Source organism: Corynebacterium tuberculostearicum, assembly GCF_046097255.1.
GTDB lineage: Bacteria > Actinomycetota > Actinomycetes > Mycobacteriales > Mycobacteriaceae > Corynebacterium > Corynebacterium tuberculostearicum_J.
This window is the reverse complement of sequence record NZ_CP175770.1, coordinates 1029313-1054753: the sequence shown is the minus strand read 5'-3', so window position 1 is coordinate 1054753 and position 25441 is coordinate 1029313. Positions and strand designations below refer to the sequence as shown.

28 protein-coding genes and 1 tRNA gene are annotated in these 25441 nt (G+C 60.3%); 6 read left to right on the top strand and 23 right to left on the bottom strand.

The annotated features are described in order from the left end of the window. Nucleotides 1-2: 2 nt before the first annotated feature. Nucleotides 3-347 (top strand): DUF3817 domain-containing protein, encoded by a 345-nt coding sequence (locus ACKFRY_RS05035; protein WP_179386919.1) that lies wholly within the window; start codon nucleotides 3-5, stop codon nucleotides 345-347. Here ACKFRY_RS05035 and rdgB read toward each other — a convergent pair. The 8 genes from rdgB to clpS all read right to left on the bottom strand — a co-directional run bounded on the left by rdgB (nucleotide 344) and on the right by clpS (nucleotide 5762). Continuing rightward, the gene (gene rdgB / locus ACKFRY_RS05030; RefSeq protein WP_005327300.1) at nucleotides 344-952 is read right to left on the bottom strand and encodes an RdgB/HAM1 family non-canonical purine NTP pyrophosphatase; all 609 of its coding nucleotides are present in this window, start codon (nucleotides 950-952) and stop codon (nucleotides 344-346) included. The genes ACKFRY_RS05035 and rdgB overlap by 4 nt on opposite strands. Beyond that, complete coding sequence (rph, locus tag ACKFRY_RS05025) at nucleotides 946-1674, bottom strand: ribonuclease PH (protein ID WP_005323955.1); 729 nt, start codon at nucleotides 1672-1674, stop codon at nucleotides 946-948. Before rph ends, rdgB begins: the two co-directional genes overlap by 7 nt. A 15-nt stretch (nucleotides 1675-1689) precedes the next feature. Further along, on the bottom strand, nucleotides 1690-2451 hold the full coding sequence (locus tag ACKFRY_RS05020; RefSeq protein WP_150850378.1) for an MBL fold metallo-hydrolase: 762 nt from the start codon (nucleotides 2449-2451) through the stop codon (nucleotides 1690-1692). Nucleotides 2452-2522: 71 nt separating this feature from the next. Beyond that, entirely contained in the window at nucleotides 2523-3302 is a 780-nt protein-coding gene (murI, locus tag ACKFRY_RS05015; RefSeq protein WP_200435276.1) for a glutamate racemase, read from the bottom strand. Beyond that, complete coding sequence (locus ACKFRY_RS05010) at nucleotides 3302-3955, bottom strand: rhomboid family intramembrane serine protease (protein ID WP_250409258.1); 654 nt, start codon at nucleotides 3953-3955, stop codon at nucleotides 3302-3304. The genes murI and ACKFRY_RS05010 overlap by 1 nt, the downstream gene beginning before the upstream one ends. A gap of 13 nt (nucleotides 3956-3968) precedes the next feature. Next, the gene (locus ACKFRY_RS05005) at nucleotides 3969-4895 is read right to left on the bottom strand and encodes a P1 family peptidase (RefSeq protein ID WP_250409312.1); all 927 of its coding nucleotides are present in this window, start codon (nucleotides 4893-4895) and stop codon (nucleotides 3969-3971) included. Further along, entirely contained in the window at nucleotides 4895-5431 is a 537-nt protein-coding gene (locus ACKFRY_RS05000; protein ID WP_005323949.1) for a DUF2017 domain-containing protein, read from the bottom strand. The genes ACKFRY_RS05005 and ACKFRY_RS05000 overlap by 1 nt, the downstream gene beginning before the upstream one ends. Before the next feature lie 4 nt (nucleotides 5432-5435). Next, nucleotides 5436-5762, bottom strand: a complete 327-nt coding sequence (gene clpS, locus ACKFRY_RS04995) for an ATP-dependent Clp protease adapter ClpS (RefSeq protein ID WP_005323948.1) — start codon at nucleotides 5760-5762, stop codon at nucleotides 5436-5438. A gap of 122 nt (nucleotides 5763-5884) precedes the next feature. Here clpS and ACKFRY_RS04990 point away from each other — a divergent pair, with 122 nt between their 5' ends. Continuing rightward, the gene (locus ACKFRY_RS04990) at nucleotides 5885-7213 is read left to right on the top strand and encodes a nicotinate phosphoribosyltransferase (protein WP_408923320.1); all 1329 of its coding nucleotides are present in this window, start codon (nucleotides 5885-5887) and stop codon (nucleotides 7211-7213) included. Nucleotides 7214-7231: 18 nt separating this feature from the next. Beyond that, nucleotides 7232-9211 (top strand): ATP-dependent DNA helicase, encoded by a 1980-nt coding sequence (locus ACKFRY_RS04985; RefSeq protein WP_408923319.1) that lies wholly within the window; start codon nucleotides 7232-7234, stop codon nucleotides 9209-9211. On the opposite strand, the gene ACKFRY_RS04980 is transcribed toward ACKFRY_RS04985, so the two are convergent. The 4 genes from ACKFRY_RS04980 to nrdF form a co-directional block, all read right to left on the bottom strand. Further along, nucleotides 9177-9908, bottom strand: a complete 732-nt coding sequence (locus ACKFRY_RS04980) for a peptidyl-tRNA hydrolase (protein WP_408923318.1) — start codon at nucleotides 9906-9908, stop codon at nucleotides 9177-9179. The two genes, ACKFRY_RS04985 and ACKFRY_RS04980, sit on opposite strands and share 35 nt — an antisense overlap. After that, nucleotides 9901-11091 (bottom strand): phosphoserine phosphatase SerB, encoded by a 1191-nt coding sequence (gene serB / locus ACKFRY_RS04975; RefSeq protein WP_250409255.1) that lies wholly within the window; start codon nucleotides 11089-11091, stop codon nucleotides 9901-9903. The genes ACKFRY_RS04980 and serB overlap by 8 nt, the downstream gene beginning before the upstream one ends. Before the next feature lie 103 nt (nucleotides 11092-11194). Further along, the gene (ctaD, locus tag ACKFRY_RS04970; RefSeq protein ID WP_005327325.1) at nucleotides 11195-12889 is read right to left on the bottom strand and encodes a cytochrome c oxidase subunit I; all 1695 of its coding nucleotides are present in this window, start codon (nucleotides 12887-12889) and stop codon (nucleotides 11195-11197) included. 342 nt (nucleotides 12890-13231) lie between these two features. Continuing rightward, a complete protein-coding gene (nrdF, locus tag ACKFRY_RS04965; RefSeq protein WP_005323941.1) occupies nucleotides 13232-14221 on the bottom strand; it encodes a class 1b ribonucleoside-diphosphate reductase subunit beta in 990 nt (329 codons plus the stop codon). A gap of 146 nt (nucleotides 14222-14367) precedes the next feature. Here nrdF and ACKFRY_RS04960 point away from each other — a divergent pair, with 146 nt between their 5' ends. Continuing rightward, a complete protein-coding gene (locus tag ACKFRY_RS04960; RefSeq protein WP_347950572.1) occupies nucleotides 14368-15063 on the top strand; it encodes an FCD domain-containing protein in 696 nt (231 codons plus the stop codon). 55 nt (nucleotides 15064-15118) lie between these two features. Here ACKFRY_RS04960 and nrdE read toward each other — a convergent pair whose 3' ends face one another. The 6 genes from nrdE to ACKFRY_RS04930 form a co-directional block, all read right to left on the bottom strand. Next, nucleotides 15119-17281: a class 1b ribonucleoside-diphosphate reductase subunit alpha gene (gene nrdE, locus ACKFRY_RS04955; protein ID WP_198491998.1), complete on the bottom strand. Its 2163-nt coding sequence runs from the start codon at nucleotides 17279-17281 to the stop codon at nucleotides 15119-15121. 54 nt (nucleotides 17282-17335) lie between these two features. Next, nucleotides 17336-17767, bottom strand: a complete 432-nt coding sequence (nrdI, locus tag ACKFRY_RS04950; RefSeq protein ID WP_408923317.1) for a class Ib ribonucleoside-diphosphate reductase assembly flavoprotein NrdI — start codon at nucleotides 17765-17767, stop codon at nucleotides 17336-17338. 23 nt (nucleotides 17768-17790) lie between these two features. Further along, nucleotides 17791-18030, bottom strand: a complete 240-nt coding sequence (gene nrdH, locus ACKFRY_RS04945; protein WP_150850755.1) for a glutaredoxin-like protein NrdH — start codon at nucleotides 18028-18030, stop codon at nucleotides 17791-17793. 307 nt (nucleotides 18031-18337) lie between these two features. Further along, on the bottom strand, nucleotides 18338-19243 hold the full coding sequence (locus ACKFRY_RS04940) for an alpha/beta fold hydrolase (RefSeq protein WP_408923316.1): 906 nt from the start codon (nucleotides 19241-19243) through the stop codon (nucleotides 18338-18340). A gap of 166 nt (nucleotides 19244-19409) precedes the next feature. Beyond that, nucleotides 19410-19532, bottom strand: coding sequence for a type B 50S ribosomal protein L36 (gene ykgO / locus ACKFRY_RS04935; protein ID WP_003847162.1), 123 nt, complete (start codon nucleotides 19530-19532; stop codon nucleotides 19410-19412). Between the two features lie 120 nt (nucleotides 19533-19652). Further along, entirely contained in the window at nucleotides 19653-21008 is a 1356-nt protein-coding gene (locus ACKFRY_RS04930; protein ID WP_005323927.1) for a sugar porter family MFS transporter, read from the bottom strand. 27 nt (nucleotides 21009-21035) lie between these two features. Between ACKFRY_RS04930 and nadE the strand changes: the two genes are divergently transcribed. Then, entirely contained in the window at nucleotides 21036-21857 is an 822-nt protein-coding gene (nadE, locus tag ACKFRY_RS04925; RefSeq protein ID WP_408923315.1) for an ammonia-dependent NAD(+) synthetase, read from the top strand. Here the strand turns inward: nadE and ACKFRY_RS04920 are convergent. Both ACKFRY_RS04920 and ACKFRY_RS04915 read right to left on the bottom strand, forming a co-directional pair. Further along, entirely contained in the window at nucleotides 21854-22579 is a 726-nt protein-coding gene (locus ACKFRY_RS04920; protein ID WP_408923314.1) for a fructosamine kinase family protein, read from the bottom strand. The two genes, nadE and ACKFRY_RS04920, sit on opposite strands and share 4 nt — an antisense overlap. Nucleotides 22580-22609: 30 nt before the next feature. After that, the gene (locus tag ACKFRY_RS04915) at nucleotides 22610-22984 is read right to left on the bottom strand and encodes a DUF805 domain-containing protein (RefSeq protein WP_408923313.1); all 375 of its coding nucleotides are present in this window, start codon (nucleotides 22982-22984) and stop codon (nucleotides 22610-22612) included. Between the two features lie 80 nt (nucleotides 22985-23064). On the opposite strand from ACKFRY_RS04915, the gene ACKFRY_RS04910 reads away from it, so the two are divergent. Further along, the gene (locus ACKFRY_RS04910) at nucleotides 23065-23973 is read left to right on the top strand and encodes an NAD(P)/FAD-dependent oxidoreductase (RefSeq protein WP_408923312.1); all 909 of its coding nucleotides are present in this window, start codon (nucleotides 23065-23067) and stop codon (nucleotides 23971-23973) included. A 53-nt stretch (nucleotides 23974-24026) separates the two neighbouring features. On the opposite strand, the gene ACKFRY_RS04905 is transcribed toward ACKFRY_RS04910, so the two are convergent. From ACKFRY_RS04905 to ACKFRY_RS04895, 3 genes are all read right to left on the bottom strand, one after another. Beyond that, nucleotides 24027-24099 (bottom strand) — tRNA-Ala (locus ACKFRY_RS04905). A gap of 76 nt (nucleotides 24100-24175) precedes the next feature. Continuing rightward, the gene (locus tag ACKFRY_RS04900; RefSeq protein ID WP_005323917.1) at nucleotides 24176-24907 is read right to left on the bottom strand and encodes a thioredoxin domain-containing protein; all 732 of its coding nucleotides are present in this window, start codon (nucleotides 24905-24907) and stop codon (nucleotides 24176-24178) included. Between the two features lie 54 nt (nucleotides 24908-24961). Then, nucleotides 24962-25426, bottom strand: coding sequence for a MauE/DoxX family redox-associated membrane protein (locus tag ACKFRY_RS04895; protein WP_408923311.1), 465 nt, complete (start codon nucleotides 25424-25426; stop codon nucleotides 24962-24964). Nucleotides 25427-25441 lie beyond the last annotated feature (15 nt).

Below are 25441 nucleotides of genomic sequence, written 5' to 3'. Positions count from 1 at the left end.
TTATGACCAACAAAGTTCACCCCGCCCGCCAGGCCCGCATCCGCGGACCTTTGAAGTTTTTCTCCATCGCGGCCACCGTGACCGGTATCTTCCTGATTATCCTGGTCATCCGCATGGTCTGCCAGTACCTCATCGGCATGGAGATCCCAGAGTGGGCCACCTATATCGCGATCGTGCACGGCATCGCGTACATGACCTACCTGCTGTCCATCCTTATCCTCGGCCCGCGCGCGCTGTGGCCAGTAGGCAAGCTTTTTACCACCGCCCTTGCCGGCGTGGTGCCCTTCCTGTCCTTCTGGATGGAGCACAAGCGCCGCAAGGAGATTAAGGAGGAGTTCCAGCTCTAGGAACTGCGAACCAGCTCCGCGATGGCGGGGACTAGTTGACTTAGAGCGCGGCCGCGATGCGAGACCGCGTTCTTTTCTTCTGGGGACATCTCCGCGGCCGACCGGGACTCGCCTTCTGGCTGAAAGAGCGGGTCATAGCCAAAGCCGTTGTCCCCGCGCGGCTCGCGCAGGAAGCGGCCTTCCCAGCGCCCTTCGGCCACGTGCTCGGTGCCATCGGGAGTCACGAGCGCGCAGACAGAGACAAAGGCGGCGGCGCGGCGCTCATCGGGGACATCGGCCATCTGTGCCAAGACCAGGTCATTATTGGCCTGGTCATTGCCGTGCTGGCCGGACCAGCGGGCGGAAAGTACGCCGGGCATGCCGTTGAGCTCTTCGATGGCCAAGCCGGAATCATCCGCGACGGTAGCAAAGCCGGTCGCGGCCGCGCCAGCGCGGGCCTTAATAAGCGCGTTATCGGCAAAGGTGCGGCCGTCTTCCACCGGCTCTGGGTAGGGCTCCACTGCGGATAGCGGGCGCAGCTCGACGCCCTCGATGCCAGCATCGGCCAGGATGCGCTCGAGCTCCGCGAGCTTCTTCGGATTATTGGACGCGACGAGAATTACCACCCCAGCGCCGCCTTCTGTGCGGCGATGAGCTCGCGGCAGCCCTTCTGCGCTACGTCCAACATCTCGTTGAGCTCCTCGCGGCCAAAGAGGCCGTGCTCGCCGGTGCCCTGGATTTCTACGAAATCGCCGGATTCTTGCATCACCACGTTGAGGTCGACCTCGGCGCGGGAGTCTTCCTCATAAGGCAGGTCGAGGCAGATTTCGCCATCAATGATGCCGACCGAGACCGCAGCGATGGGATCGAGCAGCGGCTCGCCGGGGACGACGCCCTCGGCCTTGAGGTGTGCGATGGCGTCGGCAAGCGCAACATAGGCGCCGGTGATAGAGGCGGTGCGGGTGCCGCCATCGGCCTGCAGGACGTCGCAGTCGAGCTGGATGGTGTTCTCGCCCAGCTCCTCCAAGTCCACCGCAGCGCGCAGGGAGCGGCCGACGAGGCGGGAAATCTCGTGGGTGCGGCCCTTGACCTTGCCCTTCATGGATTCGCGCGGCATGCGGTCATGGGTGGCAGAAGGCAACATGGCGTACTCGGCGGTAAGCCAGCCTTCGCCCGAATCACGCTTGAAGCGCGGCACGCCATATTCCACGGATGCGGTGCACATGACGCGGGTATTGCCAAACTCCACCAGCACCGAGCCGGCCGGGTTGGTGGTGAAATTGCGGGTAATGCGGACGCTGCGCATCTGGTCCAGCGCGCGCCCATCGGCACGAGTAAATTCAGTCATGCCGTCCAGCGTATCTTAGAACTCCATCCCCGCGGCGCCGAGGACAATCTCGCCATCGAATTCGGAGCGGGCCGCCTCCAAAGTTGCTTGCGCATCGCCCCACGGCTGAATGTGGATGAGCACCAGCTTGCCCACACCCGCCTCGCGTGCCGCCCTACCGGCTTCCGCGCCCGACATGTGCATGTCCGGCGCCTTGCCCTCAGAGGTCTCGCCCCAGGCCGCCTCGCAGAGGAAGATATCGGCGCCACGGGCGGCTTCGACAAGCGCGGGCGTATAAGAAGAGTCACCGGAATAGGTAATAGTCTGGCCCGTCTTCGTGTGCTCCACGCGCAAGGCATAGGCCTCTACCGGGTGATTTACCGGGAAGGGGGTGATATAGACATCGTCCACGAGCTGGCGCTCGCCCGGCTCCCAGGCGCTGAAGGCGAAGGTATCGGACATGTCATCGATGCCATCGACCTCATCGGAGGACAGGCGGCCCAGATGCGTAGGCGTAGCCTTCGGCCCGAAGCACATATTGCGCGAAGCCGCCGGCGCCGTGGGATGGAAGCGGCGCCACACCATCAAGGAAGGAAAATCCAGGCAGTGATCGGCATGCAGATGGCTAAAGGCCACGTGCGCATCACAAGGATCCTGCTGCTGTTCCAACTGCGCCAAGGTACCAGGGCCCATGTCGAGGACAATGGACGGCGCATTATCGAAAGACAGCAAGTAGCCGGAGGCGGGATTCTGGGCGGTGGGGACGCTACCGGAGCAGCCTAGGATGGTCAGCTTCATGGGCTCAATAGTTCCATGAATTCGCCCCGCATGCGTACTCAACGTGCAAACGGGGGAGAAATTGCACTTCTTTATGCAATCTGGGGGCCGAGAAAGCGCGTGGCAAGGCGGGCAAAGGCTTCCGGATCGCCGGTGGATTCAAAAGTGTGGACCGGCTGATTCTCTGCGGGGGCCAACATATCCGTTTCCGTGAGAATCCGCATCACGTCCTTGGTGGTTTCCTCCGAGGAGGTCACCAGCGAGACATTTTCGCCCATCGCCAGCTGGATAATGCCGGTCAGCAGCGGATAGTGCGTGCAGCCCAAGACCAGGGTGTCTACCCCCTGCGCTTGCAGCGGGGCCAGGTAGCCCTCGGCGACGCCGAGAATCTGGCGGCCGGCGGTAATGCCCCGCTCGACAAAGGGAACAAAATCCGGGCAGGCGGTGGCAAAGGCCTGCACCTTGGGGTTGAGCGCAAATAAGTCTTGATAGGCACCGGATTTGATGGTGCCTTCGGTGCCGATGACGCCGATTTTTCCGTTGCGCGTGGTGGACATGGCGCGGCGCACCGCGGGCCGGATGACTTCCACGATGGGGATATCGTAGCGCTCGCGCGCATCGTGAAGGAAGGCAGCGGTGGCGGTATTGCAGGCAATGACCAGCATCTTGCAGCCGCGCTCCACCAGCCGATCGGCCACGTCTTGGGAAAAGGCGCGGACTTCAGAAATGGGCCGCGGACCGTAGGGGCTATGGGCGGTATCGCCGGTATAGATGACGGATTCGTGCGGCAGCTGTTCCATCACCGCGCGGGCCACGGTGAGCCCACCCACGCCGGAATCAAAGATGCCGATGGGAGAGGTCGCAGTTGGCATTAGCGCTTCACTGCCTTAACCGGGTCGTCCGAGGTAATGGTCATGCCGGCGAGGATTCCGCCGATGGCGCCGAAGAGGTGGCCCTGCCAGCTTACGCCCTCGTAGACGGGCAACACGCCCCACACCAAGCCGGAGTAAGCGAAGCCGAGCACGATGCCCAAGATGGTCTGGATGAGCGAACGGTTAAAAATTCCGCGCACAATCAGATACGCCAGCCAGCCATAGACCAAGCTGGAAGCACCGATATGCGAGGTACCGGGGCCACCAATGAACCAGGTTCCAAGGCCCGCAACCAGCGTGGTAATTAGCGTGACCTCCCACCAGGCCTTGCGGCCGGAAAGGCCGATGAGGAAGCAGAAGATGGCTCCGGGCACCGAGTTGGACATCAAGTGCTCAAAGTTCGCGTGCAGCAGCGGGGCGGTGACAATGCCCCAGATGCCATTGAAATCCAGTGGGCGAATGCCGTAATTAGAAAGCTGGCCACCAAACAGGAAGGCGTTGATGATGTGGACCGCCCATTCCACCACGAGAAAGCCAATGGCTATGGAAAAGCCGGTGGTGATGCGGCCACTGCGGGTGTAGTTCTTGGAGTCGCCGCGATTGACCTGGCCCGTGGGCGCCGGCTGGTAGTTAGATGTTCCACCTGAAGTCATAATGCGCCTTATCTTAGTCCAGCAGATCGCGGTACGCGCTCAAGCCTAGGCCGGGGTCGGCGGCGGTGACCGCGTTGACGATGGCTTCTTCCACGGCATCGGCGGCCGCGGCGCACAGCTGGGTCACCACCTGCGTGCTCAGTTCGGCTGGGCGCTTGGCGGTGGACAGGGCAAAGATCGTGTCCCCATCCAGTGGCGAATGCGCAGGACGTACCGCACGGGCGATGCCATCGTGGGCAGTCATGGCCAGGCGCTGGGCTTGGGCGGTGGTAACGGGGGCGTCGGTAAGCACGGCGCCGATGGTGGTATTGAGCTTGGACTCCGCTGGGTGCGGCAAGGCGCGGTAGGCGGCAGCATTGACCGGGGTGCGCCCCGGCGCGCCGTACAGCCGGCCGGACTGCGGCTCGATGACCTCGCCCACGGGGTTGGCAACCATCGCGGCACTGACCTCGTAGTCACGAACCCGGCGCGTGGCCAGCCCGAAGCCACCCCGCACTTTGCCAGCAGTAGCACCCACGCCGGCTCCCACCGAACCCATTGATTCGTCGCTGCCTATGAGCGCGGCTCGCAGCGCGGCTGCGCCTTCCTCCGGCCCAGGACGGGAAGGTCCGACCAGCAGATCAAAAATGACGGCGCCGGGAACGATGGGAACGCGCGGCCCGGGCTTATCCTCGCCGAAGACGGGAAAGCCGATCCCTTGCTCTGCCAGCTCATTCATCACGCCGTCGGCAGCGGCTAGGCCAAAGGCGGAGCCACCTGCCAGCACCACGGCGTGGACGCGCTCGACCGTATTATGCGGCTGTAAAAGGTCCGTTTCGCGGGTGCCTGGGCCGCCGCCGCGCACGTCGACGCTGCCGAGCGCTCCGCCGGGCCCGCAGTAGAGCACTGTGACTCCGGTATCGGTGCCGCTATAGTGCCCGATGCTCATCCCGTCCAGCATTAGTCCATCAGCACCTGCAGCAGCGAATCCTGGCAAAAAGCCAGCCATTCCACGAGGCTATCGCGGTCAGACATCAGGTTGTCATCGGCCACATCGCCCGCCGCGACAAAGAGGCGGAGGTCGTTGAGGCCGGCGACGAAGGCCTGGGCCTCTTGCTCGTTGATGGTGACCTCTACCCCACCGGTAGGTCCGAGGGCAGAGCCAATCACCTGCAGGTTTTCCAGCTTTGCGCGCGCAATGTCGTTTTCATGCAGGGAACGCAGCAATGATGCATCGCCTTCATATTCCTCATCGCCGGGCATTTCAAAGTCCGGGAAGAGACGGGCCAGCGAGGGATCGTCCGGGGCTTCGGTGTGGCCGGTGGGCATGTCCAGCATTTCCGCCAGCTCGTCCTTAGGCGCGGACTGGGCGCGCTTGATGATCGCCTCGGAGACAGTGGCGGTGAGATCGCCCAGTACTTCGCGCTCCATTGGTTCGAATACGGCCGTGATCTTCGGCGCGCGCATGAGGGACTTCTTTTTCTTCCACGGTTGCATCTATCTAACCTGCCTGCTGCATCGTTGCCCACAGACCGGCGATCTGGAGCTTTTTCACGTCCGCTTCAATCTTGTCGCGCTCGCCGCTGGACACGGCGGCCTTGCCCTCGGTGTGGACCTGCATCATGAGTTCATTGGCCCGCTTCTTGTCATATCCCAACACGGTTTGGAATACATAGGACACGTAGCTCATCAGATTGACGGGGTCATCCCACACGATGCACATCCACGGCAGGTTCTCGCTCGTGGCTACGTCTACGTCGAGTTCTTCATCCAATTCGGGCGTAGCCATCGGAGAGCTCATCCGGACTACAGGAAATTGCGCCTTCATGCTTTCTAGCCTAACCATATTTGGGTATTTATTGTGGGCCCGCGCAATCTGGCTTCAAACATTCCGGCGCCAAAGAATCTAAACCCCTGAAAAGCACCTAGTCAGTGGGTATTATCACTCCCGTGAATGACAAAGCTATCCCTAATGATCGCTCTACTGCACTGCTCACGGATAAATATGAGCTAACGATGCTCCAGGCCGCGCTGCGCGATGGCTCGGCAAACCGCCAGGTCACCTGCGAGGTATTCGGCCGCCGCCTGCCCAATGAGCGCCGCTATGGCGTCGTTGCCGGCACCGAACGCGTCCTGCGCGCAGTGGAGGATTTCCGCTTTTCGGCCAATCAGTTAGCGGAGATGGACTTCCTGGATGAGCAGACCAAGGAGTATCTGCGCCACTATCGCTTTTCCGGGCAGATTGACGGCTACCGCGAGGGCGAGCTTTATTTCCCCAACTCCCCCATTCTGACGGTGCGCGGCACCTTTGGGGAATGCTTGATTTTGGAGACCGTCATCTTGTCCATCATGAACGCCGATTCCGCGGTGGCTTCGGCCGCCTCCCGCATGGTCACGGCGGCCGACGGCCGCCCCATTATCGAGATGGGCTCGCGCCGCACCCACGAGTATGCGGCGGTAACCTCCGCCCGCGCGGCCTACCTGGCCGGCTTCAATGCCACCTCCAACCTGGAGGCGGGCTACCGCTACGGCATTCCGGTCTCCGGCACTGCCGCCCACTCTTGGACCTTGGCGCATACCAACCCGGATGGCACCCCGAACGAAGAGGCCGCCTTCCGCTCCCAGATCGACACCCTCGGTGTGGACACCACGCTGTTGGTCGATACCTATGACATCACCAAGGGCGTCGAGACCGCAGTGAAGGTAGGCGGCCCGAAGCTCGGCGGCGTTCGCATCGATTCCGGTGACCTTGGTGCGCTCACCCGCCGCGTGCGCAAGCAGCTGGATGATTTGGGTAATCACAACACCAATATCGTGGTCTCCTCCGACCTCGACGAGTTCGCCATTGCCGGCCTGCGCGGCGATCCAGTAGACGTCTACGGCGTCGGCACGTCCGTAGCTACTGGCTCCGGTGCGCCCACCGCCGGCATGGTCTACAAGGTCGTAGAGGTAGACGGCATTCCGGTGGCAAAGCGCTCTTCCTCCAAGCGCTCTGTGGGTGGCGCCAAGCGGGCACTGCGCACCTACCGCTCCTCCGGCGTCGCCGTGGAGGAAATCGTCTACCCCTTCGACGCACCAGCGCCGGATACCGGCCAGCTCGATACCCGCGACATGACCATTCCGCTCATGCGCGATGGCCACATCGTCGACGGACTGCCGGATCTGCATTCCTCCCGCGAGTATTTAGCTCAGGCCCGCAAGACCCTGCCATGGGAAGGCCTGGCACTCTCCCGCGATGAAGCGGCCGTGCCCACGCGGATGGTGGGCTTTAAAAAGTAGGCCGCTAGACTGTGTGGGGTGAGTGAGCACGCAGATGAGCCCCTAAACCTCGACACGGAAACGCTGCTGGGCAAGGCCGTAGACGCGCTGGGCGGCAGCCGGCGCGAAGGCCAGGTGCGCATGGCCACCGCCGTCTCGGCCGCGCTCGAAAAGGAGCGTCACCTAGCTGTGCAGGCCGGTACCGGTACCGGTAAATCCCTGGCCTACTTGGTCCCGGCTATCCGGCATGCGATGAACTCGGGGTCCACTGTCATCGTCTCCACCGCGACCCTAGCCTTGCAGCGCCAGCTGGTGGAGCGCGATCTGCCGCGGCTTACTGAGGCGCTCGCCCCTGTGATGGAGCGTACGCCCACCTTCGCCATCATGAAGGGCCGCAATAACTACCTGTGCATGAATAAGATTGCGGCTACCCCGGATGACCCAGAAGCACTTATCGACGAATCCGAGATCTCCCACCGCGGCAAGGCCGTGCGCCGTATCCACGAGTGGGCGCAGGAAACCGACACCGGTGACCGCGATGACCTAGAGCCGGGCGTGCCGGACTTAGTGTGGCGGGCGGTATCGGTAACCTCCAACGAGTGCTTAGGTGCTTCGCGCTGCCCGCACGGGCCGGATTGCTTTGCGGAAGAGGCTCGCAGGGCGGCTGCCGACGTCGATATCGTGGTCACCAACCACGCCATGCTCGCCATCGACGCGGTTTCTGAAGCAAATATCTTGCCGGAGCACGACGTCGCCATTATCGATGAGGCTCACGAGCTCGACGGCCGCATCACCTCCGTGTCCACCGCGGAGATTACTACCCGCGCCATCAAGATGGCCGCCAACCGCGCGAAGTCGCTGGGAAATGCCGGCAGCCTCTCGGACTTGGCCGAGGAATTTGATGACCTGATGAAAATCCAAGAGCCCGGCCGTTGGACCGACTTGGATGAAACCTCCCAGGGGCATCTGCGCGCGCTTGCCGACGAATTCCTGCGGGTTAAGTCCCTCATTTCTCGCGCACCAGAAGGCGAAGCGACCGACGACCCAGAGAAAAACGCCGAGCGCCAAAACTTGAGCAACCACCTCTCCGACCTCGCGCAGGCCGTGGCACGCATGCTGGAGGTTTTCGCCACCGATGACCCAGCCAAGCAAGACGACGTCGTCTGGCTCGAGCGCGATCCGCGCAGCGACGCCGAGACCCTTGCCGTGGCGCCCCTCTCCATCGCCCACATGCTGCGCGAAAACCTCTTTGGGGAGCAGACGGTGGTGCTGACCTCGGCCACCCTCGCCCTCGGTGGACGCTTCGATGCCATGGCCGCCCAGTGGGGCATGCCGAGCGGCACCTACGACACCTTGGACGCGGGCACGCCTTTCGACCCAGCCAAATCCGGCATCCTGTACACCGCCAAGCACCTGCCCGCGCCGGGCCGCGATGGCCTGCCCAAAGAAACCATCGATGAGATCTACGAGCTCATCATGGCTGCTGGCGGACGTACGCTTGGTCTGTTCTCCTCCCGCCGCGCGGCGGAAGAGGCAGCCACCGCCCTCAAGCCGCGCATCCCCTTTGACCTCTTCGCACAAGGCGAGGATTCCATCGGCGCCCTGGTGGAGAAGTTCTCTCAGAAGGAAAACTCCTGCCTCTTCGGCACGCTTACCCTGTGGCAAGGCGTGGACGTGCCGGGGCCGGCGTGCTCGCTGGTCATCATCGACCGCATCCCGTTCCCCCGGCCGGACGATCCCCTGATGCAGGCGCGCGCCCAAGCGGCCGATGCTGCGGGCCGCTCCGGATTCATGGAGGTCTCCGCCAACCACGCCGCCTTGCTCATGGCACAGGGCGCAGGCCGCCTGCTGCGCCACGTGACCGACCGCGGCGTGGTGGCCGTGCTCGATAACCGCTTGGAGTATAAGCGCTACGGCAGCTTCCTCAAGGCCTCCATGCCACGCTTTTGGCAGACCACCGACGCGGATACGGTGCGCGGCGCGCTTAAGCGATTGGTCGCCGCAGGGCGCACACGGTAGCCGAGTCCGGCGCAATCTCCGTGAACCCGGCGTCCACGATGACCACGGCGCCATCCTGCGCGCAGGCGGTGCGAAAATCTTCGCCGGACACCTCGCGCACCGAAAGTTCAAAACCCGTGTCAGCCCAGGCACGAGCCTCCTCCACCGACATCGCCGCGGCGAGCATCATCGAACCGTGGCCCACCTGCGCTGCGGCCTTGCCGGCAGACATGTCGAGGCTGCGGTCGACGTAGATGACGGGGGCGTCGCCAAGCGGGTCTCCCGGCTCATCATAGGCAAGGTCAGTGTGACCGATCTGCAGCTTGGCGATGAGCGGATCCACCTCCCCCACGGCCGAAGGCGCGAAGGCTCGAGCGCGGTCCGCCACGGTCACGCCGGGCAGGCTCTGCACATCGCGCCAGGCCTTATTGCGCGCCCGACGGGCGATCTTGCGGATGCGGTGGCCATACCACTGTCCCAGGGCGTGGGCGAAGGCCCCGTCCTCCCCCGCGCGCTCGTCCAAGCACACGGCCACAACGGCGCTGGCGGCCGCCTCTAGCACTTCCGTGCGCGCCGGCGGCTCCTGCTTTGGCAGGTTAAGCGCAATCTGCATCGCTTGGATGGTGGCGGGCTCGTCGGGGTTTTCTGGGTCATCGCGCCACGAACGCGAATCACAGGCTTCTACCAAGCGCTGGTGGGCTACTTCAAACTTATCCACGAACAACCTCCTCGGCCGGAATTCCCAAGATCTGTAGTACCTCATCCAGCCGCCGGTGATTTACCGAGGTATCCGCCACTTCTTGCAGCGCCGGCTTAGCGTTAAAGGCGATGCCCAGCCCCGCGGCGGTAATCATATCGATGTCATTGGCGCCGTCGCCCACGGCGACCGTCTGGCGCATGCTCACGCCGGAATCCGCGGCGAACTCCCGCAGGAATTCCTCCTTGGCCTTGCGGTCAACCACCTTGCCGGTGACGCGGCCGGTGAGCTTGCCATCGGCGATCTCCAAGGTATTGGCGCGGACGTAATCTAAGTGCATTTCTGCGGCTAGGTCCTCCAGAACTTGGATGAACCCACCGGAGACCACAGCGGTGCGATAACCGATGTGGTTGAGCGTGGCAATGGTCTCGCGGGCACCGGGGGTCAGCTGAATCTCGCGGGCCACCTCATCAATGATGGAAGCATCCAGGCCGGCCAGAACGGCCACGCGCTCGCGTAGGGACTCCTCAAAATCCAACTCGCCGCGCATAGCCCGGGCCGTGATGGCGGCAACTTCTTCCTCTTTGCCGGCGTGCGCGGCTAGCATCTCGATGACCTCGCCTTGGATGAGGGTGCTATCGCAGTCGAAGCAGACGAGGCGTTTGGAGCGTCGGCCCAGACCCGCAGGTTCAATGGCAATGTCGATGCCAATCTGCTGTGCCAGCTCTGCCAGCGCCTGGCGCACAGGTGCCGCGGAACCATCGAGGGACAAGAACAGCTCCAGCCCGGTCAGCGGGGAGGTGGAAAGCCCGCGGATGCGATCGATATTGGCATCGAAATTGGCCAATACGCGGGCGACCTCCTCTACGTGGTGGGCGGTTACTTCCGTTCCCATGAGGACCACCGCATGCGTGGAGCGAGCTCGCGCGCTAGATTCCTCCTCCCGCACGTCCACGGATACCTGCTGCCCGTAGATGCTCAAGGTATTGCGCAAACCTTGTTCAATCTGCTCGGCGCGCGTACGGGGAATGCGGGTATGGGCGGCGAGGGTGATGCGGCCGGAGAAGATGGCCTGTTCGACGTCGATAAGCGCGGCGCTATAAGACGCCAACACGCGGAAGAAGGCCGCCGAGACCCCAGGCTTGTCCGGCCCAGTGGTGGTAATGACGGCATAGGTATCAGTTTGGGGACTCACGCCGCCCATTATCGCACGTGGGGCAAATAAGATACGCCAAAGCCGCCTCCCACGGCCCTTGGTGGGCTGGGAGGCGGCTTAAGTCAGGAGTGCTTTAGCGAGTTATATCGCTTTAGTGGCTACCCACGTGTGCTTCTTCGCGCATGCGCTGAACCATGTGCGGGTAGTGCAGCTCGAAGGCCGGACGCTCGGAGCGGATACGCGGCAGCGACACGAAGTTGTGGCGCGGCGGCGGGCAGGAGGTTGCCCACTCGAGGGAGTTGCCGTAGCCCCATGGGTCATCCACGGTGACAATCTCGCCATAGCGCCAGGACTTGAATACGTTCCACACCAGCGGGATAACGGAAGCGCCAAGGACGAAGGAGAAGATGGTGGAAATCTGGTTGAAGACCGTGAAGCCATCGGACTCCAGGTAGTCAGCGTAACGACGCGGCATACCCATGTTGCCGACCCAGTGCTGAACCAAGAAGGTGCCGTGGAAGCCGATGAAGGTCAACCAGAAGTGAATCTTTCCCAGACGCTCATCCAGCATGCGGCCGGTCATCTTCGGGAACCAGAAGTACAGGCCGGCGAAGGCGGAGAACACAACCGTACCGAACAGGGTGTAGTGGAAGTGCGCAATCAAGAAGTAGGACTCAGCCAGCTGGAAGTCCAGTGCCGGGGATGCCAGCATAACGCCGGTCATGCCGCCGAAGAGGAAGGTAGCCATGAAGCCCATGGCGAAGATCATCGGGGTATCCCAGGTGATGTGACCCTTCCACATGGTGCCCACCCAGTTGAAGAACTTAACACCGGTTGGAACCGCAATCAGGAACGTCATGAAGGAGAAGAACGGCAGCAGGATAGCGCCGGTGACGAACATGTGGTGTGCCCACACAGCCATGGACAGGGAGCCGATGGCCAGCAGTGCGAAGACTAGGCCGATGTAGCCGAAGACCGGCTTGCGGGAGAAGACCGGAACGACCTCAGAGATAACGCCGAAGAATGGCAGTGCCAAGACGTAGACCTCAGGGTGGCCGAAGAACCAGAACAGGTGCTGCCACAGGATGGCGCCGCCATTAGCGGAATCGTAGATGTGGCCGCCCAGCTTGCGGTCATACAGAACGCCCAGTGCTGCAGCGGTCAGCAGCGGGAAGATCATCAGCACGATGGCGGACGCGGTAAACACAGCCCAGCTGAAGACCGGCAGACGGAACATGGTCATGCCCGGTGCGCGCAGGGTCAGGATGGTCGTAATCATGTTGACAGCGGAGGCAATGGTACCGACACCGGTAGCGCCCACGCCGACGATCCACATATCCGCGCCGATGCCCGGGGTGTGGACACCATCAGCCAGCGGCATGTACATGGTCCAGCCGAAGTCAGCCGCACCACCTGGGGTTACGAAGCCCAGCAGCATCACGGTGCCGCCCAGCAGGGTAACCCAGAAGCCGAAGGCGTTTAGACGAGGGAAGGCCACGTCCGGCGCACCAATCTGCAGCGGCAGGATGTAGTTACCAAAGCCCCACACGACTGGGGTCGCAAACAGCAGCAGCATCACGGTGCCGTGCATGGTGAACAGCTGGTTGAACTGCTCATTGGACAAGAACTGGAGACCCGGGGTGAACAGCTCCGCGCGGATCAACAGTGCCATAAAGCCACCGAGGAAGAAGAAGCTGAAGGACATGATCAAGTACATGATGCCCAGCTGCTTGTGGTCGGTGGTGGTTAGAAATACCCAAGCCTTTGAACCGGTCTTCGCGTTACCGGTTGGCTCTGGACGTGTGGGGGCGACGTAATCGTCGACCCGTGGCGCCACAGCGGTCATAAAATCCTCCTGAATAACAAAGTGTCTGTGGACAGACTCCACCTACACCTAGGTTTACTCGCCTTATATTAGGCCATTTTCCCCTGTTCTTTCCAGCTTCCCCCAATACTCGGATGCGAAGACACGCCTCACCATTGACCACATCTGCCACATTGCCCCTGCACGTGGCGCGGCCACTATTTCCACCTACGGTTTTCGCCAGAAATACACCGTGCTATATGTCACAGCCGCGCCGAATTGTGCGGCCCCAAAACGCAAAAACACACCCCCGCTCGTTATCAACCTTTCGGTTGAGTTCGAGCAGAAGGTGTGCTGCAAGACCACGCTGATCAGCGGGAATGCTTAGAAGTCCCAGTCATCATCCGTGGTGTCCTCAGCCTTGCCGATGACATAGGACGAACCCGAACCAGAGAAGAAGTCATGGTTCTCATCGGCATTTGGCGACAACGAGGACAAGATAGCCGGGGAAACGCGGGTCTCATCGGCTGGGAAGAGCCCCTCAAAGCCCAAGTTATTCAGTGCCTTATTGGCGTTGTACCGCAGGAAGCGCTTAACGTCCTCGGTCCAGCCCAGGTCATCGTAGAGATCCTCGGTGTAGTCGATCTCATTGTCATAGAGGTCATAGACCAAGTCGAAGGTGTATTCCTTCAGCTCTGCCTGGTGCTCTTCATCCAGCTGCTTATACGCCTGCTGGAACTTATAACCAATGTAGTAACCATGCACAGCCTCATCGCGGATGATCAGGCGGATGATATCGGCGGTGTTGGTGAGCTTCGCACGGGAGGAGAAGTACATCGGCAGGTAGAAGCCGGAGTAGAACAGGAAGGACTCCAGCAGCGTGGACGCCACCTTCTTCTTCAGCGGATCATCGCCCTTGTAGTAGGACAAGATGATCTTGGCCTTCTTCTGCAGGTTCTCGTTTTCTTCGGACCAGCGGAAGGCATCGTTGATCATCGGCGTGGACGCCAGGGTCATAAAGATATTGGAATAGGACTTGGCGTGCACGGACTCCATGAAGGCGATATTGGTGTAGACCGCTTCCTCATGCAGAGTCTGGGAATCCGGAAGGAGGGAAATCGCACCCACGGTGCCCTGGATGGTATCCAGCAGCGTCAGGCCGGTAAAGACCCGCATGGTGGTTTCCTTTTCCTTCTCCGTCAGCGTCTTCCAGCTAGGCAGGTCATTGGAGACGGGGACCTTTTCCGGCAGCCAGAAATTACCGGTGAGGCGATCCCATACCTCGAGGTCCTTTTCATCCGGGATGCTATTCCAGTTAATGGCCTTAACTGGCTTTTCATGACTAGAAACGTAGTCATCATACTCGTGCGACACGCGGCGTCACTCCAATACTCAAAACGGACACTTTTAGCTCCCCAGCATACCCAATTCGCCCGCCCTCTAAATCATTGTGGTGGATGCCTCATGCCTATACTGATCCCAGCTATTCCGAGTGCCTGCACAGAGAGGATTCCCCCACCATGAGCGCTACCCCTCCCCTACTCGGTTCCGTGGTGGATCAACTCGGCGCGGATATAGTACGCGGAGACCTCGCGGAGGGCGAGCGGTTCCGGCTGGGGGACGTCGAAAAGCGCTTTGGCATCTCCCGCACCGTGGCCCGCGAGGCCATGCGTGCCTTGGAGCATCTCGGCATGGTGAGCTCTGGGCGCCGCGTGGGCCTCACGGTGCTACCGATGGAGAAGTGGGCGGTATATGACCCAGCGATCATTGCCTGGCGCTTAGACAACGATAAAACGTGCGGGCAGCAAGTGGCCCGGCTCAACGAGCTAAGGCTTGGCATCGAACCGGTGGCCGCGCGTCTGGCTGCCGGCAACGCCACCGCCCAGCAGCGGGCGGAATTGCTGCGCCTCGCCGCGCGATTGGCCGAGCTGGAATCCACCCCGTCTCCGCGCGTAGGCGAAGAATTGGAAACCGATCTGCGCTTCCACACCCTCATCCTGCGGGCCTCCGGCAATGAAATGCTCGCCGCGCTCGCCCCCTCCCTAGTGGCGATGCTCAAGGGCAAGTCCGTCTTCGGCTCCCGCAAACGCGACCCCATCAGCGGCACCACACAGCTGCACATGGAACTGGCCCGCGCCATTGATGCCGGGCTTGCCGACGCCGCCGAAGAAACCTCCCGCACCATTCTCGACCGCACTAGGGCCGAAAACGGCTAAACGCCTCGATGCACGTCCTTCCCCGCGACGTGCATCGAGGCACCCTACCACCGGTTTAGAGCATGCAGGATACGCAGCCCTCGACCTCGGTACCTTCCAGCGCCATCTGGCGCAGGCGGATGTAGTACAAGGTCTTAATGCCCTTGCGCCACGCATAAATCTGCGCGCGGTTGACCTCACGAGTGGTCGCGGTGTCCTTGAAGAAGAGCGTGAGCGATAGGCCCTGGTCCACATACTTGGTGGCTACGGCATAAGTATCGACGATTTTCTCGTAGCCGATTTCATAGGAGTCCTTGAAGTACTCCAGGTTGTCATTATCCATGTGCGGCGCCGGGTAGTAGACGCGGCCGATCTTGCCTTCCTTGCGGATCTCAATCTTGGAGGCAATCGGGTGGATGGACGAGGTGGAGTTATTGATATAGGAAATCGAGCCCGTCGGCGGCACCGCCTGCAGGTTGCGGTTGTATAGGCCGTACTTGGCCACGTCCTGCTTCAAATCCTCCCAGTCCTGGGCGGACGGGGTGTGGATCGAAGAGGCGTCGAAAAGCTCCTGCACCTTCTTGGTCTTCGGCTTGAACTCTTCCGGATCGTAGCGGTCAAAGAATTCGCCGGAGGCATACTCGGACTGCGGGAACTCCGTGAAGTACTCGCCGCGCTCGCGGGCGATCTTATTGGAGGCGCGCAGCGCCGCATACAGCACGGCCGCAAAGTAGGCGTTGGTGAAGTCCAGGCCCTCTTCCGAGCCGTACTCGATATGCTCGCGGCCCAAGTAACCGTGCAGATTCATCTGGCCCAGGCCAATGGCGTGGGACTCGTCATTACCACGGCGCACGGACGGCACGGAATCGATGGAGGTCTTATCCGCCACGGCGGTCAGGCCACGAATGGCGGTTTCCACCGTATTGGCGAAGTCCGGCGAATCCATGGTCATTGCGATATTCAGGGAACCCAAGTTGCAGGAAATATCGCTGCCCAGCTCCTCGTAGGTCAGGTCCGCGTTGAATTCGGATGCGGAGTTGACCTGCAGGATTTCCGAGCACAGGTTGGACATGTTGATCCACGAGGTCTTCACCGGGTTCGCGCGGTTTACGGTGTCCTCGAACATGATGTACGGGTAACCGGACTCGAACTGCAGCTCGGCCACGGTCTGGAAGAAGTGGCGGGCGTTGATCTTCTTCTTGCGGATGCGTGGGTCTTCCACCATCTCTTCGTAGTGCTCGGTGACGGAGATGTCACCGAAGGCCTTGCCATAGACGCGCTCGACGTCATACGGCGAGAAGAGGTACATATCATCATTGCGCTTAGCCAGCTCAAAGGTGATATCCGGCACGACGATGCCCAGCGAGAGGGTCTTAATGCGGATCTTTTCATCCGCGTTCTCGCGCTTGGTATCCAGGAAGTTCATGATGTCCGGGTGGTGCGCGTTGAGGTAGACCGCGCCGGCACCCTGGCGGGCACCGAGCTGATTGGCGTAGGAGAAGGAATCCTCCAGCAGCTTCATCACGGGGATGACGCCGGAAGACTGGTTCTCAATGTGCTTAATTGGTGCACCGGACTCGCGGATATTAGACAGCAGGAGGGCCACGCCGCCGCCGCGCTTGGAAAGCTGCAGCGCGGAGTTGATGGAGCGGCCGATGGACTCCATGTTGTCCTCGATGCGCAGCAGGAAGCAGGAGACGAGCTCGCCGCGCTGGGCCTTGCCGGCGTTGAGGAAGGTCGGGGTAGCCGGCTGGAAGCGGCCGGTCATGATCTCGTCTACGAGGTGCTCGGCCAAGCCTGCGTCGCCGTCCGCCAAGAACAGGGCCGTCATGGACACGCGGTCCTCAAAGCGCTCGAGGTAGCGGCGGCCATCAAAGGTCTTCAGCGTGTAGCTGGTGTAGTACTTATACGCACCCAGGAAGGACTTGAAGCGGAACTTATAGGAATAAGCGCGCTTGAATAGCTCCTTAATAAAGGAGAAATCATACTGCTCAATGACCTGCGGGTCGTAGTACTTGTTATTAATCAGGTAATCGATCTTTTCTTCCAGATCATGGAAGTAGACCGTGTTTTGATTAACGTGCTGCAGGAAGAATTGGTTAGCGGCCTCGCGGTCCTTTTCAAACTGAATCTTGCCATTAGCATCGTAGAGATTCAGCATCGCGTTCAGAGCGTGGTAATCCAATTGCTCTTCTGGCTTTACTGGCTCGGCGACGGTCTTCCCCAATTGCGTACTCACAGCTGACAAGGCCTTTCTTAAAAATCAGGATCTTTATTTAAGTCGTGGTAGGCGCTAGGCCGCAGCCTCGAGCCCAAGCTCGGCGGCGTTAGCCAATAAGCCTTCACGACAAATTTTTATATCGTCTTCGTTTCCCAGCAACTCGAAACGATATACATAGGGCACTTTACATTTGGCGCTGATGACGTCACCAGCCTTGCCAAAGTCGGCGCCAAAGTTGCTATTGCCACCCGCGATTACCGCGCGAATGAAACTGCGGTTGTGCTCATCGTTGAGGAACTTAATTACCTGCGTGGGCACGGGCCGGGAGTTCTGGTGGCTAATGGACGCACCCCCGCCGTAAGTGGGACACACCAAAACATAGGGTTCGTTGACCTTGAGGGGCTCCTCCGTGCGGCGCAGCGGGATGCGCGCGCTAGGAAAGCCCAGTTTCTGCACGAACCGGTGCGTATTTTCCGTCGCGGAGGAAAAATACACGACCAACATCGCTACTGGCCTCCCCTACTCCCCTAAGCGGATGCGGCCAAGGAAGCCAAGCCCTTGATACGGTCAGGGCGGAAACCGGACCAGTGCTCGCCATTAGCCTCAACTACTGGGGCCTGAACATAGCCCAGTGCCATAACGTAGTCACGAGCCTCTTCATCGGCCGAGATATCGACGAGGTCGTACTCAAGACCGGCGCGGTCGAGGGCCTTCTTGGTGGCATTGCACTGGACGCATGCTGGCTTGGTGTAAACGGTGATAGACATATAGATCCTTAAAGCTCCTGCATTGAAAAATTCGTCAGAGCGGGGAGCGTTTTCCCGCCTAAACGGGCGCTTCCTGCGCCGCTCTGAGCAACATCAACGACACTATACTTTGGGGGAAATACCCGCAACTAACACAATATGTAGTAGTTACAGTCATGGTATTCCCAGGATGGCACACCCCTGGACCCCACATGTTGACCACACCTACGGACAGCCATGAAACTACACCAATGGGATTCCTGCAGGTTTACCTGGCGTTCACCATTTTGTGTGTCAAAGTTCACATTTAAGGGGCCGGCGGCCCACTCTAGGCCCCGCTTGCCGGCGCCCCCTCAGAGACGCAGGTCGACGGGTCCGGCCGCTCCCCCGGGGCGCGCTTCAGGCCAAAAATGACCTGACTCAACACCGTCTGGTTGGTCGGCAGCTTGTCGTGCCGAGGAGCCACGCCGCAGACCTCGCCTAGGTCGAGGTTGACCACATCGGCGCCGTCGACAAGCGCCAGCTGCGAAGAACTATTCGGAGTCACCGTCGTATCCCCCGGCGAGTAAATGGAGGTATAAAGCACGCCTGGCGCGGTATCTGGCAGCGCATTGAGCCGTTTAATAAACTCCGACCCCACTACTTGCTGGATGCCGGCCGTACTAGCCAGGAAGGCGGCGAGGTGCGGTGCGAAGGTAATGATTTTAGATAGTGTCTCCCCCTGCCCGTTAAGCGTGGTGCCGTGGAAGTTGCCACCTAGCGCCACCGCATGGGACACATGACCCGCCCCATCATGCATCTGTGTATACGTCTTGATGTGCATACCGCCCTGGGAATGGCCCACCAAGTTCACCTTGTCCGAGCCAGTGACCTCGCGGACATAGTCCACCTGATCCGCAATTTCCGCGGCCGAATCATCCAAGTCCGCGATGGCTTTGACGCTTGGAATCATATTCTGCAAGGTGACATCATCGGCGCCGTAGTCAAAGGCCCACACGCACGCCCCCTGATCTTGCAAGAGGTGGACCAAATTTCCCCACACGGAAGCATTATTCGAGGTTCCATGCAGCAGCACAACGGGCTCAGTGATGTCCCCTGAAGGCACACAGGACGGGTCATTGATGCCAAGGGACTCCGGTGCAGAGGATTCCCACTGTGGTTCTGCGGCATGAGCCACTGGGGCGGACAATCCGAGTGCGGCGGCAGTGAGCGCGGCAACGATTCGCTGGGACATTAGTCTTCTTTCTCACGACATGAATAGACAAAATAATTATATTCATATATTTGCCTTTATGCTCACCGAGGCTGAAGAGAATGTATCCTTTTGTGCCAGAGCTCACGCATGAAAAAATCCGCCCCACTCCGGAAAGCCGGAGAGAGCGGATGGAATCGCGTCTCAATTAGCCCTGACGAGCCTTGAAACGGGGATCCTTCTTGTTGATCACGAAGACCTTACCGTGGCGGCGAATAACCTGGGCGCCCGGCTTCTTCTTCAGCGACCGAAGGGACTTACGGACCTTCATCGGGCGCTCCTTTCGTTATGCGCAATCTACATGCGGTTGAATAAGTAAAGCACGGACTGGGAATCCCCAGCCATGACACGAGGAAAAATGTTACCTCACACGGCCGTCAATACCAAAACACTAAGGCTTCACGGGTGCGGACTCGCGCTCGTAGCGCGACTTCATTTCCTCGCCTACCTCATCCAGGCTACGTCCCATAGTCTCTGGAACCAAAACCTTGGTGTAGCCGATGGCGATGAGGCCGAAGACTCCGAAGACGATAAACGCCACCGGGCCGGTCAGCCACTCCACTAGCGGCAGGAAGTACTGCGCCACGGCCCAGTTGGTGGCCCATAGCGAGAGCCCCGCAATGCCCATGCCTAGGCCGCGCACCTGCAGTGGCACCAGCTCGGAAATGAGCAGCCACGTCGTAGGCGACACTGCAGCCTGCTGGAAGGCGATAAACAGCGCCATGAATACCAACGAGACCATGGCCATAGCGGTGGAGTCCTGCGCATGAGAATAGGCAAAGGAGAGGATAAACAGCGAGACCACGTTGCCGGTCAGGCCGATCAGCAACAATCGCTTTCGCCCAATGCGGTCCACGACCTTGAGCCCCACCCAGCAGGCCAACACGGATACCGTGCCGATAACGATGGAGGTATAAACCGAGTTGGCCGTGGAAATCCCCACCTGGTTCATCATGGTCGGCGCGAAGTACACGATGGCGTTGACGCCGGTAATCTGCTGCGTCAAGCCCATCAGCATGGCAAGCAGCACCGTAATCTGCATCCACCGATTGGCCTTCAGCGCCTTCCATTCGGATCCGCTGGATTTTCGCGCGGTCTCCTGCGAGGTCAGCTCCGAGATATCCATCCCGGCGCGCCCGGCGATCTCCTGGGCGCGGGGCATTTTCCCGTTAGTGGCCAGCCATACCGGCGTCTCTGGCAGGAAAGCCATTCCGAGCGCCAGCGCCAGGCCCGGCACTGCGGCTAGGCCCAGCATCCACTCCCAACTGCCGGTAGAGGCCAGCGCGGAGTTGACCAGGTAGGCCATCAACTGACCCACCACAATCGCCAGGGTATTGAGCGAGACCATGCGCCCGCGCACCTTGGCGGGCACGATCTCCGCGATGTACATGGGAGACACGATGGACACTGCACCCACGGCAAAGCCCAAAAAGGTGCGCGCCGTGGCCAGCATCCCCACCGAACCGGAAAGCGCACACCAGATGGAACCCAGCACGAAAATGATGCCGCCTGCAATCAGCGTGAAGCGGCGCCCATACCTATCGGCGATGCGCCCGGCCGTCAGCGCCCCTACTGCAGCACCCACGAGCAGCATCGAGGTCACCCAGCCCTCTTGGTGCGCGCTCATGTCGAATGCGGGGCTAATAAAAAGCAAGGCACCGGACATCACGCCGGTGTCGTATCCAAATAGCAGCCCACCCAGGGCCGCTATGCCAGCTACTACCTTGACATAAACTTCCTTATTCACAGCACAATATTGTGTCAGGCGGCTACCATGAACGTCATGTCGAATGATGCCGAAAACCTGCAGCAAACCATCATAAAAGCCCTGGGTGTGCGCCCCTTTATCGATCCAGAAGCGGAAGTGCAGCGCCGCGTGGACTTCCTGGTTGATTACCTGCGCACCACCGGCGCTAAAGGCTACGTGCTGGGTATTTCCGGCGGCCAGGATTCCACCTTGGCGGGAAAGCTTGCGCAGCTGGCGGTGGAGCGCGTCGACGGCGCGGAGTTTTGGGCCGTGCGCCTGCCCCACGGCGTGCAGGCCGATGAGGACGATGCCCAGATTGCCCTGGATTTCATCCAGCCCGATCACCGCCCCACCGTCGATATCAAGCCGGCCACCCTCGCCCTCGATGAGCAAGTGGCGGATGCGCTGCAGCTTGCCGACGTCACCGATTTCAACCGTGGCAATACCAAAGCCCGCCTGCGCATGACCACCCAATACGCCATCGCCGGCGAGGTCGGCGCGCTAGTCATCGGCACCGACCATGCGGCAGAAAACGTCACCGCCTTCTTTACCAAGTGGGGCGATGGCGCGGCGGATCTCCTCCCCTTGGCCGGCCTCAATAAGCGCCAGGGCGCCGCCCTCCTAGAGCACCTCGGTGCCCCGCGCTCTACCTGGGAAAAGGTTCCCACCGCGGACTTGGAGGACGATAAGCCCCAGCTTCCCGACGAAGAAGCCCTCGGCGTCACCTACGCCCACATCGATGACTACTTAGAGGGCAAGGCGGTTCCCGACGCCGCCCGCGAGCGCATCGAAACCTTATGGCGCCGCGGTGCTCACAAGCGCATCATGCCGCAGGGGCCGAACGTTTAGCCCAGCACTTCCAAGGTCGCGGCCGCCGCGCGCTCCAGCGGCCGGTTATAGCTGGCGCCGTGCGTCAGCGCATGCACCGCCAACGGATGCAGCTGGTGCATGGGAATCCACTTCTCGATGTCCTTCGGCGCACCATAGCCCCGGAAAATCTCCTCAAGGTACGGTGCCCCGAAAAGTGCCAACATCCCCAAATCCGTATGCGGGTGTCCACCATGGGCGGCGGGGTCAATCATGATGCCGCCATCCGCTCCAAAAAGCAGGTTGCCCGCCCATAGATCGCCGTGGATGCGCGCCGGTGCCACATCCCAACTGCGCGCGGCGATGGCATCGCAAGCACGCCTTACCAAGTCCAACTGCGCCGCACTAATCCCTGCCAGTTCCGCGAAGGGCAGCACTCGCTGTTCAACATAGAACTCGCCCCAATTATCCGTCGGGATGCAGTCTTGCTCGATGCTGCCAATGAAGTTCTTGCCTTCCCACTCGGTAGGAGGCGTGCCAAAGCCTTCAGCTCCCGCACGGTGCATGCGCGCCAGCTCTGCACCAAACTTGCGGGCCGCCTCCGGCGTGGGCATGACCTCGTCTACGCGCTCGGTAACGATTTCTAGCCCGTCGGCACTCACGACGTTGACCACCGCGTCGGTGGCCTCCCCGAGCCACCGCAATCCAGCCGCCTCGGCACCTGCTTGATCCGTGTCGCGTACTCGCTTTGAAAAAGTCTGCATGCCGCCCAGCCTAATCAGGCAAGGAAATTTTTAAAGCGCCGCGTGCTCGCGCGTGGGCAGGGCCATCATAAAGAGCAACGCGATTCCACCGAACACGGGAATGAACCCAATCAGGCATAGCAGCCCTGTCCTCCCGGAATCGTGCAGCCGCCGGCATATCAAGGAAACGACTGGAATCACAAGTACCGCCTCGGCAATAGTCTCAATATCCACGCCAAAGTGCCGATCGATAATGCCGATGGCCACAGAAATCAGCACGAGGAAACCAAAGACCCACCAAAACTCACTCATGGACGCTCGGCCACGGAAGTTGAAGTACTTTACAAAGAACCTGCCCACCGCCTGTACAGGTGAGGCCCCATAGAGCGCTTCGCGTGTAAAGAACCCCATGGAATCATCAGTCATTCTGTGCGCGAGCCCCTTCGATGTTGACTGCATATACTCGGCTGCGCACCATGCTACCCACTTCCTATAAAGGAGGAGCAATGTACTCGGACGTCATCATCATCGGCGGTGGCTTTGCCGGCACCGCTGCGGCCATCACCTTGGCCCGCGCTAACCGAAATATTCAGTTAATCGATTCCGGCGCTCCCCGCAATCGCTTCAGCGAACATGCCCACGGCATCCTTGGCCTCGATGGCGCGGCTCCCGCCGAATTGCTTCAGCGCGGTCACGCGGAGGTCAAGAAATTCGGCGGAACCATTACCCAGGGCTCGGTGGAGAAACTCACCCGCACTTCCGAGCACGAGCCTTGGCAGGCAAAACTTGCCAGCGGCGAGGTTCTCGAGTCCCGCCACGTTCTCATCGCGACGGGGCTCACGGACAAGCTCCCTGCCGTCCCCGGGCTCCGCGATTTGTGGGGCACCAGGGTCTTTCACTGCCCGTACTGCCATGGCTACGAAGTCACCGGGAAGAAGGTTGCGCTCATCGGTGGCGCGAATCCGCCTTTTACCATCCGGATTAGCAAGCTGCTGTCCACGTGGACGGACACGCTGACCTTCTACCCCAACGGCCTTGAGCTCACCGGTCTCGATCGCACCCAACTCGCCGGATTGGGAGTAGAGGTAAACGATGCACAAGTGACACAAGTCCGGCCAGAGGAGGCATCGTCGACCGGCGTTGTAGTGCAAAGCTCCACTGGAGAAGACACCTACGAAGCCTGCTTTACTGGGCCCGATTTTCTGCCCAATGACGCACTGCTGCGGGATGCCGGCTGCGAATCAACAGATGGCTGGATCAGCGTAGAGCGTGGCCAGACCTCGGTATCGCGCCTGTGGGCGGCGGGCAATGTGGTCAGCTCCCCAGACCAGGTCTCGCAAGCCATGGGCAGCGGCGCGGCCGTCGGCATCGCCATCGATCAGCGCATGCTCGATGAGGATCTAGCGGAGCTCTAGCCCACCGCAACAAAGAAAAAGGAGAGGAACTAATGTTCCTCTCCTTTATATTGTGGAGCTAACGGGATTCGAACCCGTGACCCCCACACTGCCAGTGTGGTGCGCTACCAGCTGCGCCATAGCCCCTCAAACGAGGTGCAACCCTGTGGGCTGCAACTCGCTTAAATATACATGGAGGGTATTTAACTCTCCAAATCGCCTGCTACTTAGTGACGATCTCTACCCAGTCACCCAGGTTCTTGCCGGCCTTTTGATCCTTTTCGGATGGAACATCCTTGCCATTTTGGACAATGCGCGGCGAAGAGACCGAGCCGGTTTCTTTATCGAGCTTGTCATAGTTGGTCTTTGCCACCTTATTGCCCTGCTTGATATCCACGTCCTTCATGGACTCAACAACATCGTCTTCTGCGCCAAGCTCCTTGGCTTGGTCAGCGATGTCTCCGGTCTCCCACTTATTAGCAACACTTTGCTGATTTTGCATGAGGAAGTCACGCAAATTCCAGTAGGTTTTGACGTCGCCGGACTTTGCCAACTCCGACATAGCGGCTGCCGCCTTTGTGGAGTAGCCGTCTTGGCCTTCAATATCCTTGCCATCCAGGAAGTTGAGGGTGCGCACATGGACGATCAGCTTGCCATCTTCTATGGCCTGCTTCATGTCACCGTCGGTAGCTGCAGCCAATTCAGCACAGTGCGGGCAGGAGTAATCTTCGTACAGATCTACCTCAGGGGTATCGTCCGTAGCATTCTCGCCCTTCAGCGTGATAGCGCCGTCGCTGTACTCCATGGTCATATTGACGTCTTCGATGCCGTCATCGGACTGTTTACCGTTCCACACGATGTAGCCAATGACAACGGCAATAATGACGAGGAGCACGCCGACTCCCCAAATAAATCCGTTGCCACCCTTGGCGTTCGGGTCAGATACTTTGCTCATTTGAACCTTGCCTTTGCAATTCTTCGGACTCGATCAGCCTACCTTGCCCAACTACTAGGGGTGAAGGGCAAACTTGGTGAAGGGGCGCTTGATGGTCCATAGGGTCAGGAATAGATATCCGGCGTCACGCAGCAGCGTCTTCGCATAATCCATTCCTCGGTCAGGATTTTGGGCGTCAAAGCCAAAGCAGCCACAGTCAATATCCAATCCACGTGCCCACGCCTGTGCGATGCCCACCATAAAGAGCAGCAACACGCAGGTAGCCACGATGGAGGACTGGCGCAGGAATAGCCCGAGCAGCAGCAGTACGCCGCCAATGATTTCGAGCGGACCAATGACAATGGCGAGGTAGCCAGCCCAATCGGGAGTAAAGATGTCATAGCCCTTGATGGCCTGGGTCATGTCTAGAGTCTTGCCGAGCTTATGCACACCGGCGTCAATCCACACCCAAGCCATAAAAAAGCGGGCGATGAAGCTGATGACGTCGAGCACCAGCTTCCCATTAATCTTGCTACTCACGAGGATGAGTTTAGC